Raw genomic sequence first — 15,165 nt, forward strand, 5'->3', positions numbered from 1 at the left:
GTCCGCCTTGCGCGTCGATCAGCCCAGCGCGCGCAGCAGGCGGCCGGCTTCCTCGCGGGCGTGCGGATCGTCGCTGGCGCTGACCTGCTGCAGCAGCGCACGCGCCGCCTCGGTGTCGCCCAGGTCCAGATAGGCGATGGCCAGCTCCAGGCGCTCGCGCCCGCTGGCGGCCGGCAGCGCGATCGGCACGACCGGCTCGGACGGTGCCGGCGCGGGCACCGGCGTCGGCCGGGCCACCGGGCGCGGCTGGGTGGCGGTGGAGATCGGCACCACGGTGGACGGCACCCGCGTGGCGGTCGGATGCTGGCCGTCGACGGTGTGCCAGGTCGGCTTGGCGGTGGCGCTCAGCCAGGCCGGCGAGGACGGCGCCGCCTGGGGCGTGTCCACCGGACCTGGGCGGGATTCGCCACCGACATAGACCGGTGTGTAGCGAGGCGCGGCGGGTTCGGATTCGGGCTCCGGGGTCGGCGCCTGGACCGGCGGCGCCTGCGGTGCGACGTCTACCTCAGCCACCGGCTCGGCCGGCACCGGATCCGGCGCCGGGGCGTCGAGCGGGCCGCGGTAGACCGGCGCCGGACGCGGCGCGCGGCGACCGCGCAGGCCGACCCAGGCCAGCAGCCCGCCCACGATCAGCGCCAGGCCGATCCACCACCAGGCCGGTGCGCCGGCGGCGGCCGCGCCCTGGCTGTCGGCCAGGCGCTTCTGCGCGGCGGCCAGGTCGCTGTCCTTCATCGCGATCAGCTTGGCCTGCTGGTCCTTGAGCTTCTCCAGGTCGGCCACGCGGGTCCTGAGTTCATCGACCTCGGCGCTGCGCGCGGCCAGGTCCTCGCGGGTCTGCCGAAGCTGTTGTTCTGCCAGCATGTCTCCCTCGCCTCCGGCCTGGGTGCCGGATGTGGTGCCCGCGCGCCGCGTGGCGTTGGCCACGGGCGGGGCGATTTCCAGTCGTGCGTCGGCCGCGCGCGCGGGCTTGGCGGCGCCAGCGGCCAGCGGCGCGGTGGGCGCGTTGCCGGCCGGCTGCGGCACCGGCGCGCGCACCTGGCGCCAGTCCGAGATCTGCCGGCGCACCATCGCCGAGGCCTCCGCGGCGGCCAGCGCGGCGGTCTCCTCGGCGCTGGGCATGCGCAGCGTGGCGCCGGCGCGCAGGCGGTTGATGTTGTTGCCGATGAAGGCCTCGGGGTTGGCCTGCAGCAGCGCGATCATGGTCTGGTCCAGCGTGCCGGACTGCTGTAGCGCGCGCGCGATCTGCGACAGCGTCTGCCCGCGGGCGACGGTGACCGTGCCGGCGGCGGAGGCCTGCGGCGCGGCGATCGTCGGCTCGGCGCGCGGCACCGCGACCGGCTGCGGCGCGGGCTCCGGCGACGGCGGAGCGGGCGTCGCGGCCACGGCAGGCGATGGCGCGGCTTCGGCCGGCGGCTCGGGCACGACCGGGGCCTGGGCGACCTCGGCCGGCAGCTGCTCGGCCCGCGACGGGGGCGGCGCGATGCGGTCCGACGGCACCGGGGCCGGCGCCTGGATCTGCGGCTGTCCGGCGGCGGCGACCGCGCCTGGGGCGCCGACCAGCGCCGAGTACTCGCGCACCAGGCGGCCCTGGCCCCAGTCCACCTCGATCAGGAAGTTCACCGCCGGCATGTCGACCGGCGCGGCGCTGGTCACGCGGATGACCGGCTTGCCATCGCTGGACATCGCCACGGCGAAGTCGAGCTGGCTGACCAGCCCGCTCGGGCGCGCCAAGCCGACGCGTTCGAAGATGACCGGCGAGGCCAGGCGCGCGCGCAGCTGCTCCAGCTCACCGGGCTCGCTGGAAATGACCGGAATCTCGGCCAGCAGCGGCTGGCCGGGTTGCGACATGACCCGGATCTCGCCCAGGCCCGATGCGCAGGCCGCATGGCTGGCGGCCAGCAGGGCCAGCGCCAGCGCACTGCGTGCGGCGGGTTTGAAGAAGGCCTGTTTCAAGGACATCCCCTGTGGAACACCGCCGCGACTATAGAGCGTTTGGCCCGCGCTTGCCCCTGCCGGGGGTCGGCCAAGCGCAGAGGAGCAAGCGACAACCAAGAGCGAGACGGCCCGCAACGGGCCATCTCGTTCCTCGCCCACTGCCGGCCTCTCAGCCGCCGGCCGCGACCAGCTCGGCCAGCTGCACGGCGTTCAGCGCCGCGCCCTTGCGGATGTTGTCGGCGACGACCCACAGGTTGAGGCCACGCGGATGCGAGAAGTCCTCGCGGATGCGGCCGACGAACACCGGGTCCTTGCCCGAGGCATGGGTCACCGGGGTCGGATAGCCGCCGGCCTCGTGCCTGTCGACCACTTCCACGCCCGGCGCGCTGGCCAGCAGTTCGCGCGCGGCCTCCGGGGTGATCTTCTTCCTGGTCTCGATGTTGACCGCCTCGGAGTGGCCGTAGAACACCGGTACGCGCACCGCGGTCGGGTTCACCTGGATGGACTTGTCGCCCAGGATCTTCTGCGTCTCCCAGACCAGCTTCATCTCTTCCTTGGTGTAGCCGTTGGGCTGGAAGTCGTCGATGTGCGGGATCAGGTTGAAGGCGATCTGCACCGGGAAGCGCTGCGGATCGATCTCCTGGAACGCCAGCAGCTGCGCGGTCTGCTTGCCCAGTTCCTCCAGCGCCGAGCGGCCGCCGCCGGACACCGACTGGTAGGTGGCGATATTGACGCGCTCGATGCCGTATTCCTTGTGGATCGGCGCCAGCACCGGCATCAGCTGCATCGTCGAGCAGTTGGGGTTGGCGATGATGCCGCGCGGGCGGTCCTTGGCGGCTTCCGGATTCACCTCGGACACCACCAGCGGCACGTCGTCGTCGTAGCGGAAGGCCGAGGAGTTGTCGATCACCACCGCACCGGCCGCGGCGAACTTGGGCGCGTACTCCTTGGAGATGCTGCCGCCGGCCGAGAACAGCGCGATGTCCACGCCGGTCGGGTCGAAGGTGGCCAGGTCCTGCACGGTGACCTTGCCGCCGCGATAGTCGATCTGGCCGCCGGCCGAGCGCTCGGAGGCCAGCGCGATCAGCTTGCCGACCGGGAAGTCGCGCTCGGCCAGGATGGACAGCATGGTCTCGCCGACGGCGCCGGTGGCGCCCACGACGGCGACGGTGAAGCTGCGGGTTGCATTGCTCATGGGGTGTCTTCTTGAAGGGGATGGATAGGGGAAGGACGAACGCGACAAACGAAGAGCCTTGGGTTCGGGGAACCTCACCGGCGGTGCATGCGCGGAAGGTTCCCTATCGTTTGGTCGCGGTGATGGTGGTCGCGCCCACGGTCGCGCCGCCGGTTTTGGCGGCTTTGCGCGCGTCGGCGTTGATCAGGCTGGGCGGATTGCCGGCATCGGGCCCGAAGCCCAGCGCGGCGAGCAGGTTGTGCACCGCCAGCTGCACCATCGCCCGGCGCGTGGCCAGGCTGGCGCTGCCGATATGCGGGGTCAGCACGATGTTCTTCAGCGCCAGCAGCTCCGGGCGCACGGTCGGTTCGCCTTCGAACACGTCCAGCCCGGCACCGGCCAGGCGGCGGTGGGCCAGCGCGTCGGCCAGCGCGAGCTCGTCGACGATGCCGCCACGGGCGATGTTGACCAGGGTGGCGGTCGATTTCATCTTCGCCAGCGCCGCGGCGTCGATCAGGTGGTGCGAGGCCGGCGTGTACGGCAGCACCAGCACCAGGTGATCGCTGCTGCGCAGCAGGTCGTCGAAGGGCACATAGGACGCGCCGACATCGGTCTCGACCTCGGCCGCCAGGCGCGAACGGTTGTGGTACAGCACGCGCATGCCGAAGCCGCGCGCGCGCCGGGCGATGGCCTGGCCGATGCGGCCCATGCCCAAGATGCCCAGCGTGCTGCCGTGCAGGTCCGCGCCGAGCAGCGTGGTGAAGGACCACTTGCCCCACCTGCCCTCGCGCAGGAAGGCCTCGGCCTCGGTGATGCGGCGCGCGGTGGCCATCAGCAGGGCGAAGCCCAGGTCGGCCGTGGTCTCGGTCAGCACGTCGGGCGTGTTGGTGACCGCGACGCCGGCGGCGCTGAGCGCGGCGATGTCGAGATTGTTGTAGCCGACCGCGACATTGGCCAGCGCGCGCAGTCGCAACGCCTGGGCGATCTCGGCGGCGCCGATGCGCTCGTTGAGCGTGATCAGCGCACCGTCCAGCGGCGCCAGCTTCTGCGCCAGCTGCTCGGCCGTGTAGGTCGTCACGGCCTGGGTGGTCTCTACGTCGCAATGCGCCCGCAGCTGGTCGACGAGGTCGTCGAACAGCGGCTGGCTCACCCAGACGCGGGGCCGCGACTCAGCCATCGACCTGCCCGGGCACGCGCGGCGCGACCTCGCCCACATCGCCGCATTGCGCGCGATGCCGCAGCGCCTGGTCCATCAGCACCAGGGCGACCATCGCCTCGGCGATGGGCGTGGCGCGGATGCCCACGCAGGGATCGTGGCGGCCGGTGGTGATGACTTCGACCGACTCGCCGTTCACGTCCACCGTCTGGCCCGGCAGGCGCAGGCTGGAGGTCGGCTTCAGCACGATCGAGGCGGTCACCGGCTGGCCGGTGGAGATGCCGCCGAGGATGCCGCCGGCGTGGTTGCTCAGGAAGCCCTGCGGGGTGATCAGGTCGCGGTGCTGCGTGCCCTTCTGCGCGGCGGCGGCGAAACCGTCGCCGATCTCCACGCCCTTGACCGCGTTGATGCTCATCAGCGCGGCGGCCAGGTCGCCGTCGAGCTTGCCGTAGATCGGCTCGCCCCAGCCCGGCGGCACGCCGTCGGCCACCACGTCCACGCGCGCACCGACCGAGTCGCCGGACTTGCGCAGCGCGTCCATGTAGGCCTCCAGCTCGGCGACCTGCGGCGCATGCGGCCAGAAGAACGGGTTGTCCTCCACCGCGCTCCAGTCGAAGCCCGCCGGCCTGATCTCGCCCAGCTGCGAGAGGAAGCCGCGCACGGTCACGCCGTAGCGCTGCCTGAGCCACTTCTTGGCGATCACGCCGGCGGCCACGCGCATGGTCGTCTCGCGCGCGGACGAGCGCCCGCCGCCGCGCGGATCGCGGATGCCGTACTTCTGCCAGTAGCTGTAGTCGGCATGGCCGGGGCGGAACTGCGCGGCGATGTTCGCGTAGTCCTTGCTGCGCTGGTCGGTATTGCGGATCAGCAGGCCGATCGGCGTACCGGTGGTGCGGCCCTCGTACACGCCGGAGAGGATCTCGACCTGGTCGGCCTCGTGCCGCGCCGAGGTATGCCGGCTCTTGCCGGTGGCGCGGCGCTGCAGGTCGTGGGCGAACTCCTCGGCGCCGAGCTCCAGCCCCGGCGGGCAGCCATCGACCACGCAGCCGATCGCCGGCCCGTGCGATTCGCCGAAGGTGGTGACGGTCAGCAGCTTGCCGAAACTGTTGGCGCTCATGGGCGGTGTGCTCGATGCGTCACGACCGCTGCGCCGCAAGCTCGGTAATGCGGGCGCTGTGCGCGATCAACTCGCGGCACTCGACCGCGAAGATGCCCATCTGGCCGACCTTGAACTCGATCCAGGACAAGTCCACCTCCGGCAGCAGCCGGACCAGGTGCTGCTCGGACTCGCCGACCTCGCAGATCAGCAGGCCGTCCTCGGACAGGTGGATCGGCGCGTCGCGCAGGATCTTCAGCACCAGGTCCAGGCCGTCGTCGCCGGCGCGCAGGCCCAGCTCGGGCTCGTAGCCGTACTCGCGCGGCAGCGCGTCGGTCTCGGCGTTGGTGACGTAGGGCGGATTGGTGACGATCAGGTCGTAGTGGCGCCCGGACAGGCCGGCGAACAGGTCGGACTTGAGCAGGGTCACGTTGTCGGCGAGCAGGCGCGCCTTGTTCTCGGCGGCCAGCGCCAGCGCGTCGTCGCTGATGTCCACGCCGTCGACCTGCCAGTCCGGGTTGTAGTGGGCCATGGCGATGGCGATGCAGCCCGAGCCGGTGCACAGGTCCAGCGCGCGCTGCACTTCGCGCCCGGCCAGCCAGGGCTCGAAGCCCGACTCGATCAGCTCGGCGATCGGCGAGCGCGGCACCAGCGCGCGCGCATCGGTCTTGAAGCTCAGGCCCGCGAACCAGGCCTCGCCGGTCAGGTAGGCCACCGGCACGCGCTCGACCACGCGGCGCTCGATCAGCGCCAGGATGGCCTGCTTCTCCTCCGGCAGCAGCCGCGCCTGGCCATAGGCCGGGCCCAGGTCCGGCGGCAGGTGCAGGGTGTGCAGGACCAGCGCGGTGGCCTCGTCCAGCGCGTTGTCGTGGCTATGCCCGAAGGTCAACCCGGCCGCGTTGAACCGGCTGGCGCCGTAGCGGATCAGGTCGATGATGGTATGCAGGGCGTCGGCTGCGCTGGCAGTCATGGACAACAACGGCTGAAGGCGGTCGCCGATTATAAGGCGGCCGGCCCGGTATCATGCCCCTTCGTTGCACGGGAAACGTATCGAGATGTCCAAACGCAGCTTCGGCGTCCTGGTGTTGATCGTGGTGGCCGGCGTGCTCGGCGTGCTGGCGGCCAACAAGCTGTTGGGGCCCTCCACCGCCGGCAATGCGCAATGGCCGGCCACGCAGGCGGTGACCCTGCTGCCCACGCCGCGGCCGCTGCCGGAGTTCTCGCTGCGCCAGTCCGACGGCACGCAGCTGACCCAGGGCGAGCTGCGCGGCCACTGGACGCTGGTGTTCCTGGGGTTCACCTTCTGCCCCGATGTGTGCCCGACCACGCTGGCCCAGCTGGCGCAGGCGCAGAAGCAGTGGGCGGGCCTGCCGGAGAGCACGCGGCCGCGCGTGCTGTTCGTCTCGGTCGATCCCGAGCGCGACACGCCGATCAAGACCGGCGAATATGCCCACGCCTTCTACAAGGACACCCTGGCCGCGACCGCCGACGTGCCCACGCTGGAGGCCTTCGCCAAGTCGCTGAGCCTGTTGTTCGTCAAGGTGCCGGGCGAACACTACAAGGACAACCCGCAGGACTATTCGATGGACCATTCCGCACAGATCGTCGTGCTCGACCCGCAGGCCCGCATGGCCGGCATCATCCAGCCGCCGTTCGCCCCCGCGCCGATCGCCGCGGACATGCTCAAGCTGACCCGGGCCATGACCCCGTGAGCCTGGTCACCACCCTCACCTACGCGCTGCCGCACCGGCTGCTGTCCTCGGCCGCGCGCAAGCTGGCGTATTCGGACAACCCGGCGATCAAGCAGCGGCTGATCGACACGGTGGTCGCCAGGTTCAACGTGAACCTGGCCGAGGCCGCGCAGCCCGACCCGACCGCCTACCCCACCTTCAATGCCTTCTTCACCCGCGCCCTGAAGCCCGGCGCGCGCACGCCCGATCCGGATCCTCGCAGCCTGTTGATGCCGGCCGACGGCCACATCAGCCAGTGCGGACCGATCGAATCGGGCCGCATCTTCCAGGCCAAGGGCCGGCACTTCACCGCCGCCGCGCTGCTCGGCAGCGAGGCCGACGCGGCCCCGTTCGAACACGGCCGCTACGCCACCGTCTACCTGTCCCCGCGCGACTACCACCGCGTCCATATGCCCTGGACCGGCACGCTGCGCGAGACCGTGCACGTGCCCGGCCGCCTGTTCAGCGTGGGCACCGATGCGGTGGCCCGCGTGCAGGGCCTGTTCGCGCGCAACGAGCGGCTGGTGTGCCACTTCGACACCGACTTCGGGCCGATGGCCTGCGTGATGGTCGGCGCGATGCTGGTCTCGGGCGTGGAAACGGTGTGGAGCGGCGTGGAGATCCCCGAGTACGCCACCTCGATCACGCGCAAGGACTGGCGCGGCCGCGGCATCGTGCTGGAGCGCTTCGGCGAGATGGCGCGCTTCAACTACGGCTCGACCGTGATCGTGCTGCTGCCGCCCGGCGTGGCCGAGCTGGCGCCCAACCTGGGCGCCGAGACGCCGGTGCGGCTGGGGCAGGCGCTGGCGAGGCGGACAGGCCCCTGATTCAAGGCGGCGCGCCCGTCCAAGAGACACGCTCGCTTGGGGGGAGCGACGATCTCCTCAAATCCAGCAGCCCGTCTGTAGAGCGGAGCTTGCTCCGCTGGGGCCTTCCCCACGAACCGAACGAAGAGCAGCGGAGCAAGCTCCGCTCTACAGGCGGGAGCCGCCCTGCGGTACACCGCCAGCTTCAATGATCGCGCCCGCTAGCCAGCGTAGCGGCGGGCGCCGCGATCCAGTGCCGCGCGGCCCAGGCGCTCGCCGCTGATGCGGCCCCACACCTGCGAGAACACCTCGCTGGCCTCGCGCTCGCTCAGGCCGCGCCGCTGCACGGCCGCGCAGCGCGCATAGCGCGCCTGCGCGCGGTCCGAGTCCCAGCCGGGAGCGTTGAGATAGATGCCGTAGACCGCGCCGATCACCGGCCAGTAGCCGGCGAAATCGCGCGCGTCGCCGGCGCGCGGCAGGTTGAGGTACCAGTCCTGCCAGTACGCCTGCTCGGCCTGGAGATCGATGAAGATCCGCGGCAGGCGGCTGCCGCATGGAATCGCCTGCATGGCTGGCTCCTGGTGCGCCCTGTGCGAGCCACTGTGCGCGCCGCAGATTGCAGTCGCTTGAAGCTGTGCACGTGAAAAGCGCAAAGCGCGGCGTGGTTCACGCTTGAAGCGTTTTCAGCGGGCGGGCGCTGCGGTCGCGCAACAGACCCGGCTGGCGCGGACATCGCCGCGCGCCCTCGATGCATGAGCGACGGGCTTGCCGGAGCAAGAGAGGCGGGATCGCCCGCCTCTGCGCCCACGCGCTCAGCCCGCCTGCTGCGCCAGGCGCTGGCGGCGGCGCGCCAGCTTCTTCTCGCGACGGCGCGCGCGCCAGTTGCGCCAGTGCTGCTGCAGGCAGGAGAAGATCACGTACAGCGCCGGCGTGCTCAGCAGGGTCAGGCTCTGCGAGAACAGCAGGCCGCCGATCATCGCGATGCCCAGCGGCCGGCGCAGCTCGGAGCCCTCGCCCAGGCCGATCGCGATCGGCACCGCAGCCAGCAGCGCGACCATGGTGGTCATCATGATCGGACGGAAGCGCACGATCGAGGCCTCGCGCGCGGCCTGGGGCGGGGTTAGCCCATGCTCGCGCTGGGCCACCAGGGCGAAGTCGATCATCATGATCGCGTTCTTCTTGACGATGCCGATCAGCAGCACCAGCGCGATCATCGAGATCACCGACAGCTCGGTGTTGGTCGCCACCAGCGCCAGCAGCGCGCCCACGCCCGCGGCCGGCAGCGTGGACAGGATGGTCACCGGGTGGACCAGGTTCTCGTAGAGCATGCCCAGCACGATGTAGACCGTGAGGATGGCGGCGAACACCAGCATCAGCATCGAGTTGGGCTGCATGGCGATCTGCCAGCCGCTGTCCTCGGCGATCTTGATGTCGCCGGGCATGCGCATGCCCTCCACCACCGACTTGAAGATCGCATCGGCCTCGCCGCTGCTCACCCCCGGGGCGAGGTTGTAGCTGAGATCCATCACCGTGTACTGGTTCAGATGGGTGATCTGCGCCGGCGCCAGGCCATCGACCTGCTTGGCCAGCGCGCTCAGCGGCACCATCTGCCCGTCGCGCGCCTTGAGCTTGACCGTGTCCAGCTGCGCCGGCGTGTCGGTCTGGTTGGGCAGCGCGTTGACCACCACCGAGTACTGGTTGAGCTCGGAATAGATGGTCGACACCGAGCGCTGGCCGAAGGCGCCATACAGCGCGCCGTCGATGGCGCCGATGGTGATGCCCAGACGCGCGGCCTGGGCGCGGTCGATCACGATGTTCTGGCGCAGGCCGCCCTCGTCCACGTCGCTGGAGACATCGCGGAACTTGGGGTTCTTCTTCAGCTCGGCCACCACGCGGGGCAGCCACAGCGCCAGCTCGGCCTGGTCGTTGCCCTGCAGCGATTTCTGGTACTGCGCGCCCTGGTTGCCGGTGCCGCCGCCATCGCTGGGCAGGTCCTGCACCGCGCGCAGGCGCAGGTCCAGGTCGGGGTACCTGTCGGCCTTCAGGCTCAGCCGCGCCAGCACCTGGGCGGTGGTGTCCTTGCGGCCTTCGGCGCGGGTCTTGAGCTCGATGTTGAACTGCGCGCGCTGGCCGGACCAGCCGCTGCCCAGGCGCACGCCGACGATCTTCACCGCCGGGTCGTCCATCAGCATGTCGGTGATGCGCGCCTGGCGTTCCTTCATGTCGGCGAAGGACACCGTGGCGCTGGAGCTGGCGCGGCCCCAGATCAGGCCGGTGTCCTGCGGCGGGAAGCTGCCGGACTTGACCTTGCCGAACAGGAAGATCGTCAGGCCGATCAGGATCAGCGGCGTCAGCGCCAACAGCAGCGCATGGCGCAGGCTGAAGTCCAGGCACTTGACGTAGATGCGCAGCATCAGCGCATGCCCGGCCTCGATGGTGCGGCCCAGCCGCGAGGGCTTCTCCTCGACCGGGTGGGCCGACAGGAAGCGGCTGCACAGGGTCGGGGTCAAGGTCAGCGAGACGATGGCCGACACGCCGATGGCCGCCACCAGGGTGACGGTGAACTCGCGGAAGAACGCGCCCATCATTCCCGGCGCGAACATGACCGGGATGAACACCGCGATCAGCGAGGCGGTGATCGAGACGATGGTGAAGCCGATCTCGCGCGCGCCGGTGACCGCCGCCTCCATGCGCGACATGCCCGCATCGAGGTGGCGCATGATGTTCTCGATCACCACGATCGCATCGTCGACGACGAAGCCGATCGCGATCACCAGCGCCAGCAGGCTGAGGTTGTTGAGCGTATAGCCCAGTACATACATCACCACCGCCGCGCCGGCCAGCGACAGCGGCACGGTGATGGTGGCGATCAGGGTCGGCGCCAGGCGGCGCATGAACAGCGCCATGACCAGCACCACCATCGCCAGGCTGATCAGCAGGGTGATCTCCACCTCGTGCAGCGAGGAGCGGATGGTCGGGGTGCGGTCGTAGTACGGGGTCAGCGTCGTGCCGGGCGGCAGGTACTCGCGCAGCAGCGGAATCTGGGCGCGGATGCGGTCCACCGTCTCGACCGTGTTGGCACCGCTGCGGATCTGCGCATACATCACCACCGCCGGCTGCTTGTTGAACCAGGCCGCCTGGTAGGCGTCCTGCTGGCCGTCGTAGACCCGGGCCACGTCCTTGAGGCGCACGATCACGCCGTTCTGGTTGGCGATGGCCAGGTTGGCGAAGTCGGCGGCCTTGCGCACCGAGTCGTTGACGATGATCGCCACGGTCTGCTTGCCGTCGGACAGGAAGCCCGTGGGCGAGACCACGTTGGCCGCGCGCATGGCGTTGCGCAGGCTGTCCGGGGTCAGTCCCAGCGCGTTTAGCGCGCGCAGGTTGACGTCCACGCGCACCGCCGGGGTGGACGCGCCGGCGATGTCCACCGAGGCCACGCCGGTGATCTGGCGCAGGCGCTGGGCCAGCAGCGAGTCGGCCAGGTTGTACAGCTCGGCCGTGGACTGGGTGCTGGAGACCAGCGCGATGGCGATCAGCGGATCGTTGTTGGGATTGGCCTTCTGGTAGCCGGGCGTGCCCATGCCCGAGGGCAGGTCCGCGCTGGCGGCGCTGAGCGCGGCGGCCACGTCCTGTGCGGCCGAATCGATATCGCGGCTGGAATTGAAGCTCAGGAAGATGTTCGAGCGCCCTTCCGAGCTGTTCGAACGCATCGTGTCCACGCCGGGCACCTGGCCGAGGCGCCGCTCCAGCGGCGCGGTCACCGTGGAGGCCATCGTGCTGGCATCGGCGCCGGACTGGCTGGCGCCGACGAACACCACCGGAATGCTCAACGACGGCAGCGCCGCCACGCCCAGACGCAGGTAGCACATCAGGCCGATGACGAACACGCCTGCGGCCAGCAGCGAGGTGCCGATCGGGCGGCGGATGAAGATGGAGGACAGGCTGACGCGACGGACCATGGGCGCGCTACTCGACGGACGATCGCCTTGCGGCGAGCGTCAGCCGGCCTCCGGCGCCGGGGCGCCATGACGCGCGGCGCGCGCATCGCGCCAGCGCTGGACGCGCTCGGAGGCGCGTTCCATGTACAGGTAGATCACCGGCGTGGTGTACAGCGTCACCAGCTGCGACAGCAGCAGACCGCCGACGATCGACACGCCCAGCGGCTTGCGCAGCTCCGAGCCGATGCCGTCGCCCAGCGCCAGCGGCAGCGCGCCCAGCAGCGCGCAGGCGGTGGTCATCATGATCGGGCGGAAGCGCAGCAGGCAGGCGCGGCGGATCGCATCGTGCGCGCTCAGGCCCGTGCGCCGGGCCTCGATGGCGAAGTCGATCATCATGATCGCGTTCTTCTTGACGATGCCGATCAGCAGCACGATGCCGACGATGCCGTCCACCGACAGGCTGAAGCCGCACAGCCACAGCGCCAGCAGCGCGCCGACGCCGGCTGGCGGCAGCGTGGAGATGATGGTCAGCGGGTGGATGTAGCTCTCGTAGAGCACGCCCAGCACGATGTAGATCACCACCACCGCGGCGATCAGCAGCCAGACCACGTCGGACTGGCTGGTCGAGTACTCGGCCGCCTTGCCGATGAACTCGGTGCGGATGGTCTGCGGCAGGTCCAGCTGATCGCGCACCTCGTTGATCGCCGCCACCGCCTGCGACAGCGAATAGCCGGGGCTGACGTTGAAGGAGATCGTGGTGGCCGGCAGCTGCTGCTGGTGGCTGATCACCAGCGGCGTGGTGCCGACCTTGGCGGTGGCCAGGGCCGAGAGCGGGATCGCCCCGCCGCTGCCCACGGTGATGCCGGTGTTGGCGTTGCCGATGCCGGTGGCGGTGGCCGAGTTGGACGAGGTCACCTGGCCCAGCACGGTCGCGTTGGTGCCGGTCAGCGCGCCACTGCCGTTGCTGGCGATGGCCAGCTTGTTCATCAGCGCGTCCTGGGTGCGGAACTCCGGTGCGACCTCCAGCACCACGCGGTACTGGTTGAGCGAGGTGAAGATGGTGGAGATCTGGCGCTGGCCGTAGGCGTCGTACAAGGTGTCGTCGATGCTCTGCATCGGCACGCCCAGGGCGCTGGCGGTGTCGCGGTTGACGTCCACCAGCAGCGCGCGGCCGGCGTTGGCCGCGTTGTTGCCCACATCCGACAGCTCCGGCCGCTGGCGCAGCGCGGCGGTCATGCGGTCGGCCTGGGTCTGCAGTTCGGCGGTGTCCACATCGGACAGGGAGAACTGGTACTCGGTGGCGGCCACGCGCGTGTCCAGCGTCACGTCCTGCACCGGCTTCAGGTACAGGGCCACGCCGGGAATGGCGGCCACGGCCTTCTGCAGGCGCGGCACGACGGTCTCCAGCGCTTCGCGCTGACCGCGCTCCTTGAGCACGATGCTGACCTGGCCCTGGTTGAGGGTCGGGTTCATGGTGCCGGTGCCGATGAAGGCGGCCACGCCGGTCACCGCCGGATCGCGGCGCAGCGCCTCGGCCACGGCCTGGACGCGCGCCTGCATCTGCTCGAAGGCCACGGTCTGGTCGGCCTCGACCACGCCGGTGATCAGGCCGGTGTCCTGCTCGGGCAGCAGGCCCTTGGGGATGGCGATGTACAGCAGCACCGTCACCACCACCGTGGCCAGGGCCACGATCAGGGTGAGCTTCTGCCGCGCCAGCACCCAGTCCAGGGTGCGCTCATACAGGCCGACCGTGCGCGTCCACAGGTTGCGCTTGCCGGCGGCCGCGGCGCGCTCGTGCGCGTCGTCGCCCTCGGGCAGCGCGTCGGGCTTGAGCAGGTAGGCGCACATCATCGGCGTCAGCGTCAGCGACACCAGCATCGAGATGACCACCGCGATGGACAGCACCCAGGCGAACTCGTGGAACAGTCGCCCGGTCACGCCCGGCATCAGCAGCAGCGGCAGGAACACGGCCACCAGCGAGATGGTCAGCGACAGCACGGTGAAGCCGATCTCGCGCGCGCCCTCCTCGGCCGCCTCCGGACCGCTGCGGCCCTGCTCGATGTAGCGCACGATGTTCTCGATCATCACGATCGCGTCGTCCACCACGAAGCCGGTGGCCACCACCAGCGCCATCAGCGACAGGTTGTCCAGCGACATCCCGGCGAAGGCCATCACGCCGAAGGTGCCCACCAGCGACAGCGGTACCGCCACCGAGGGGATCACCGTGGCCCACAGCCGGCGCAGGAACACGAAGATCACCGCCACCACCAGGCCGATGGTCAGCACCAGGGTGAACTGCACCTCGTGCACCGAGGCCCGAATGGTCTCGGTGCGGTCGGAGAACACGTCCAGCTTCACTTCCGAGGGCAGCACCGTGCGCAGCTGCGGCAGCAGCGCGCGGATGGCGGCCACGGTCTGGACGATGTTGGCGCCGGGCTGGCGGCGGATCTCCAGCAGCACCGCCTGCTTGCCGTCGGCCCAGGCCGAGAGCTGGTCGTTCTCGACCCCGTCCACCACCTTGGCCACATCGCCCAGTCGCACCGGGGCGCCGTTCTTGTAGCTGATGATGGTGTCGTTATAGCCCTGGGCGTCGTCGATCTGGTCGTTGGTGCCGATGCTGTAGGTCTGGGTGGCGCCGTTGAGCGAGCCCTTGGGCGCGTTGACGTTGGCCTGGGTCAGCGCGCTGCGCAGCGTCTCCAGAGTCATGCCCATGTTGGACAGCTGGGCCGGATTGACCTGGATGCGCACGGCAGGACGCACGTTGCCGGCGATTGAGACCAGGCCCACGCCCGGCACCTGCGACAGGCGCTGGGCCAGGATGGAGTCGGCGTAGCGGTTGACCTCGCGCAGCGGCAGCGTGTCGGAGGTCAGCTTGAGGGTGACGATGGCCGCATCGGCCGGGTTCACCCGGTTGTAGGTGGGCTGGTACGGCAGGCCGCTGGGCAGCGTGGCTTGGCGCAGGGCGGACTGCACGTCCTGCGAGGCCACGTCGATGTCGCGGTCCATCGCGAACTGCAGCACGATCGTGGACAGGCCGGCCGAGGAGTCGGAGGTCATCATGTCCAGGCCGGAGATCTGGCCCAGCTGGCGCTCCAGCGGCGTGGTCACCAGCGCGGCCATCGTCGCCGCGCTGGCGCCGGGGTACTGCGTGGTCACCACCAGGCTGGGCGAATCGATCTCGGGCAGCGCCGACACCGGCAGGCTGCGGTAGCCCATGATGCCCAGCAGCATCACGCCGATCATCAGCAGCGTGGTGGCGATGGGGCGGCGGATGAAGATGCTGGAGAAGCCCAAGGGAAGTCCGTCCTGTCGAAGCGTCGTGCGGCGGCC

The 15,165-nt window shown here is 70.4% G+C and carries 10 protein-coding genes; 2 read left to right on the top strand and 8 right to left on the bottom strand.

All coding sequences use genetic code 11. From position 1 onward, the window contains the following. Window positions 1-18: 18 nt before the first annotated feature. The 5 genes from ACFJIT_RS08805 to prmB all read right to left on the bottom strand — a co-directional run bounded on the left by ACFJIT_RS08805 (window position 19) and on the right by prmB (window position 6,331). The gene (locus ACFJIT_RS08805; protein WP_379655605.1) at window positions 19-1,953 is read right to left on the bottom strand and encodes a FimV/HubP family polar landmark protein; all 1,935 of its coding nucleotides are present in this window, start codon (window positions 1,951-1,953) and stop codon (window positions 19-21) included. Window positions 1,954-2,104: 151 nt separating this feature from the next. Next, the gene (locus ACFJIT_RS08810) at window positions 2,105-3,130 is read right to left on the bottom strand and encodes an aspartate-semialdehyde dehydrogenase (protein WP_130529623.1); all 1,026 of its coding nucleotides are present in this window, start codon (window positions 3,128-3,130) and stop codon (window positions 2,105-2,107) included. Between the two features lie 103 nt (window positions 3,131-3,233). Then, window positions 3,234-4,286, bottom strand: coding sequence for a 2-hydroxyacid dehydrogenase (locus ACFJIT_RS08815; RefSeq protein ID WP_379655606.1), 1,053 nt, complete (start codon window positions 4,284-4,286; stop codon window positions 3,234-3,236). After that, window positions 4,279-5,382, bottom strand: a complete 1,104-nt coding sequence (gene aroC / locus ACFJIT_RS08820) for a chorismate synthase (protein WP_131660711.1) — start codon at window positions 5,380-5,382, stop codon at window positions 4,279-4,281. Before aroC ends, ACFJIT_RS08815 begins: the two co-directional genes overlap by 8 nt. 19 nt (window positions 5,383-5,401) lie before the next feature. Further along, entirely contained in the window at window positions 5,402-6,331 is a 930-nt protein-coding gene (gene prmB, locus ACFJIT_RS08825) for a 50S ribosomal protein L3 N(5)-glutamine methyltransferase (RefSeq protein ID WP_379655607.1), read from the bottom strand. Between the two features lie 85 nt (window positions 6,332-6,416). On the opposite strand from prmB, the gene ACFJIT_RS08830 reads away from it, so the two are divergent. Together ACFJIT_RS08830 and asd are read left to right on the top strand one after the other, a co-directional pair. Continuing rightward, window positions 6,417-7,073, top strand: coding sequence for an SCO family protein (locus ACFJIT_RS08830; protein ID WP_379655608.1), 657 nt, complete (start codon window positions 6,417-6,419; stop codon window positions 7,071-7,073). Continuing rightward, window positions 7,070-7,918 (top strand): archaetidylserine decarboxylase, encoded by an 849-nt coding sequence (asd, locus tag ACFJIT_RS08835; RefSeq protein WP_337052223.1) that lies wholly within the window; start codon window positions 7,070-7,072, stop codon window positions 7,916-7,918. The genes ACFJIT_RS08830 and asd overlap by 4 nt, the downstream gene beginning before the upstream one ends. 200 nt (window positions 7,919-8,118) lie before the next feature. Here the strand turns inward: asd and ACFJIT_RS08840 are convergent, their stop codons facing one another. From ACFJIT_RS08840 to ACFJIT_RS08850, 3 genes are all read right to left on the bottom strand, one after another. Continuing rightward, on the bottom strand, window positions 8,119-8,466 hold the full coding sequence (locus tag ACFJIT_RS08840; RefSeq protein ID WP_379655609.1) for a hypothetical protein: 348 nt from the start codon (window positions 8,464-8,466) through the stop codon (window positions 8,119-8,121). Between the two features lie 243 nt (window positions 8,467-8,709). Further along, window positions 8,710-11,856 carry an efflux RND transporter permease subunit gene (locus ACFJIT_RS08845; protein ID WP_379655610.1) on the bottom strand — a complete coding sequence of 1,049 codons (3,147 nt, stop codon included), beginning with the start codon at window positions 11,854-11,856 and terminating at the stop codon, window positions 8,710-8,712. Window positions 11,857-11,895: 39 nt separating this feature from the next. After that, entirely contained in the window at window positions 11,896-15,129 is a 3,234-nt protein-coding gene (locus ACFJIT_RS08850) for an efflux RND transporter permease subunit (protein WP_130522208.1), read from the bottom strand. Window positions 15,130-15,165 lie beyond the last annotated feature (36 nt).

Origin of the sequence: Pseudoxanthomonas sp. UC19_8 (assembly GCF_042700505.1) — a bacterium.
GTDB classification, from domain to species: Bacteria; Pseudomonadota; Gammaproteobacteria; order Xanthomonadales; family Xanthomonadaceae; genus Pseudoxanthomonas_A; species Pseudoxanthomonas_A winnipegensis.

Coding starts and splice junctions, on each gene's coding strand:
- ACFJIT_RS08810 (WP_130529623.1), bottom strand. CDS start 3,130: ATGAGCAATGCAACCCGCAGCTTCACCGTCGCCGTCGTGGGCGCCACC.
- ACFJIT_RS08815 (WP_379655606.1), bottom strand. CDS start 4,286: ATGGCTGAGTCGCGGCCCCGCGTCTGGGTGAGCCAGCCGCTGTTCGAC.
- ACFJIT_RS08845 (WP_379655610.1), bottom strand. CDS start 11,856: ATGGTCCGTCGCGTCAGCCTGTCCTCCATCTTCATCCGCCGCCCGATC.
- ACFJIT_RS08830 (WP_379655608.1), top strand. CDS start 6,417: ATGTCCAAACGCAGCTTCGGCGTCCTGGTGTTGATCGTGGTGGCCGGC.
- prmB (WP_379655607.1), bottom strand. CDS start 6,331: ATGACTGCCAGCGCAGCCGACGCCCTGCATACCATCATCGACCTGATC.
- ACFJIT_RS08840 (WP_379655609.1), bottom strand. CDS start 8,466: ATGCAGGCGATTCCATGCGGCAGCCGCCTGCCGCGGATCTTCATCGAT.
- aroC (WP_131660711.1), bottom strand. CDS start 5,382: ATGAGCGCCAACAGTTTCGGCAAGCTGCTGACCGTCACCACCTTCGGC.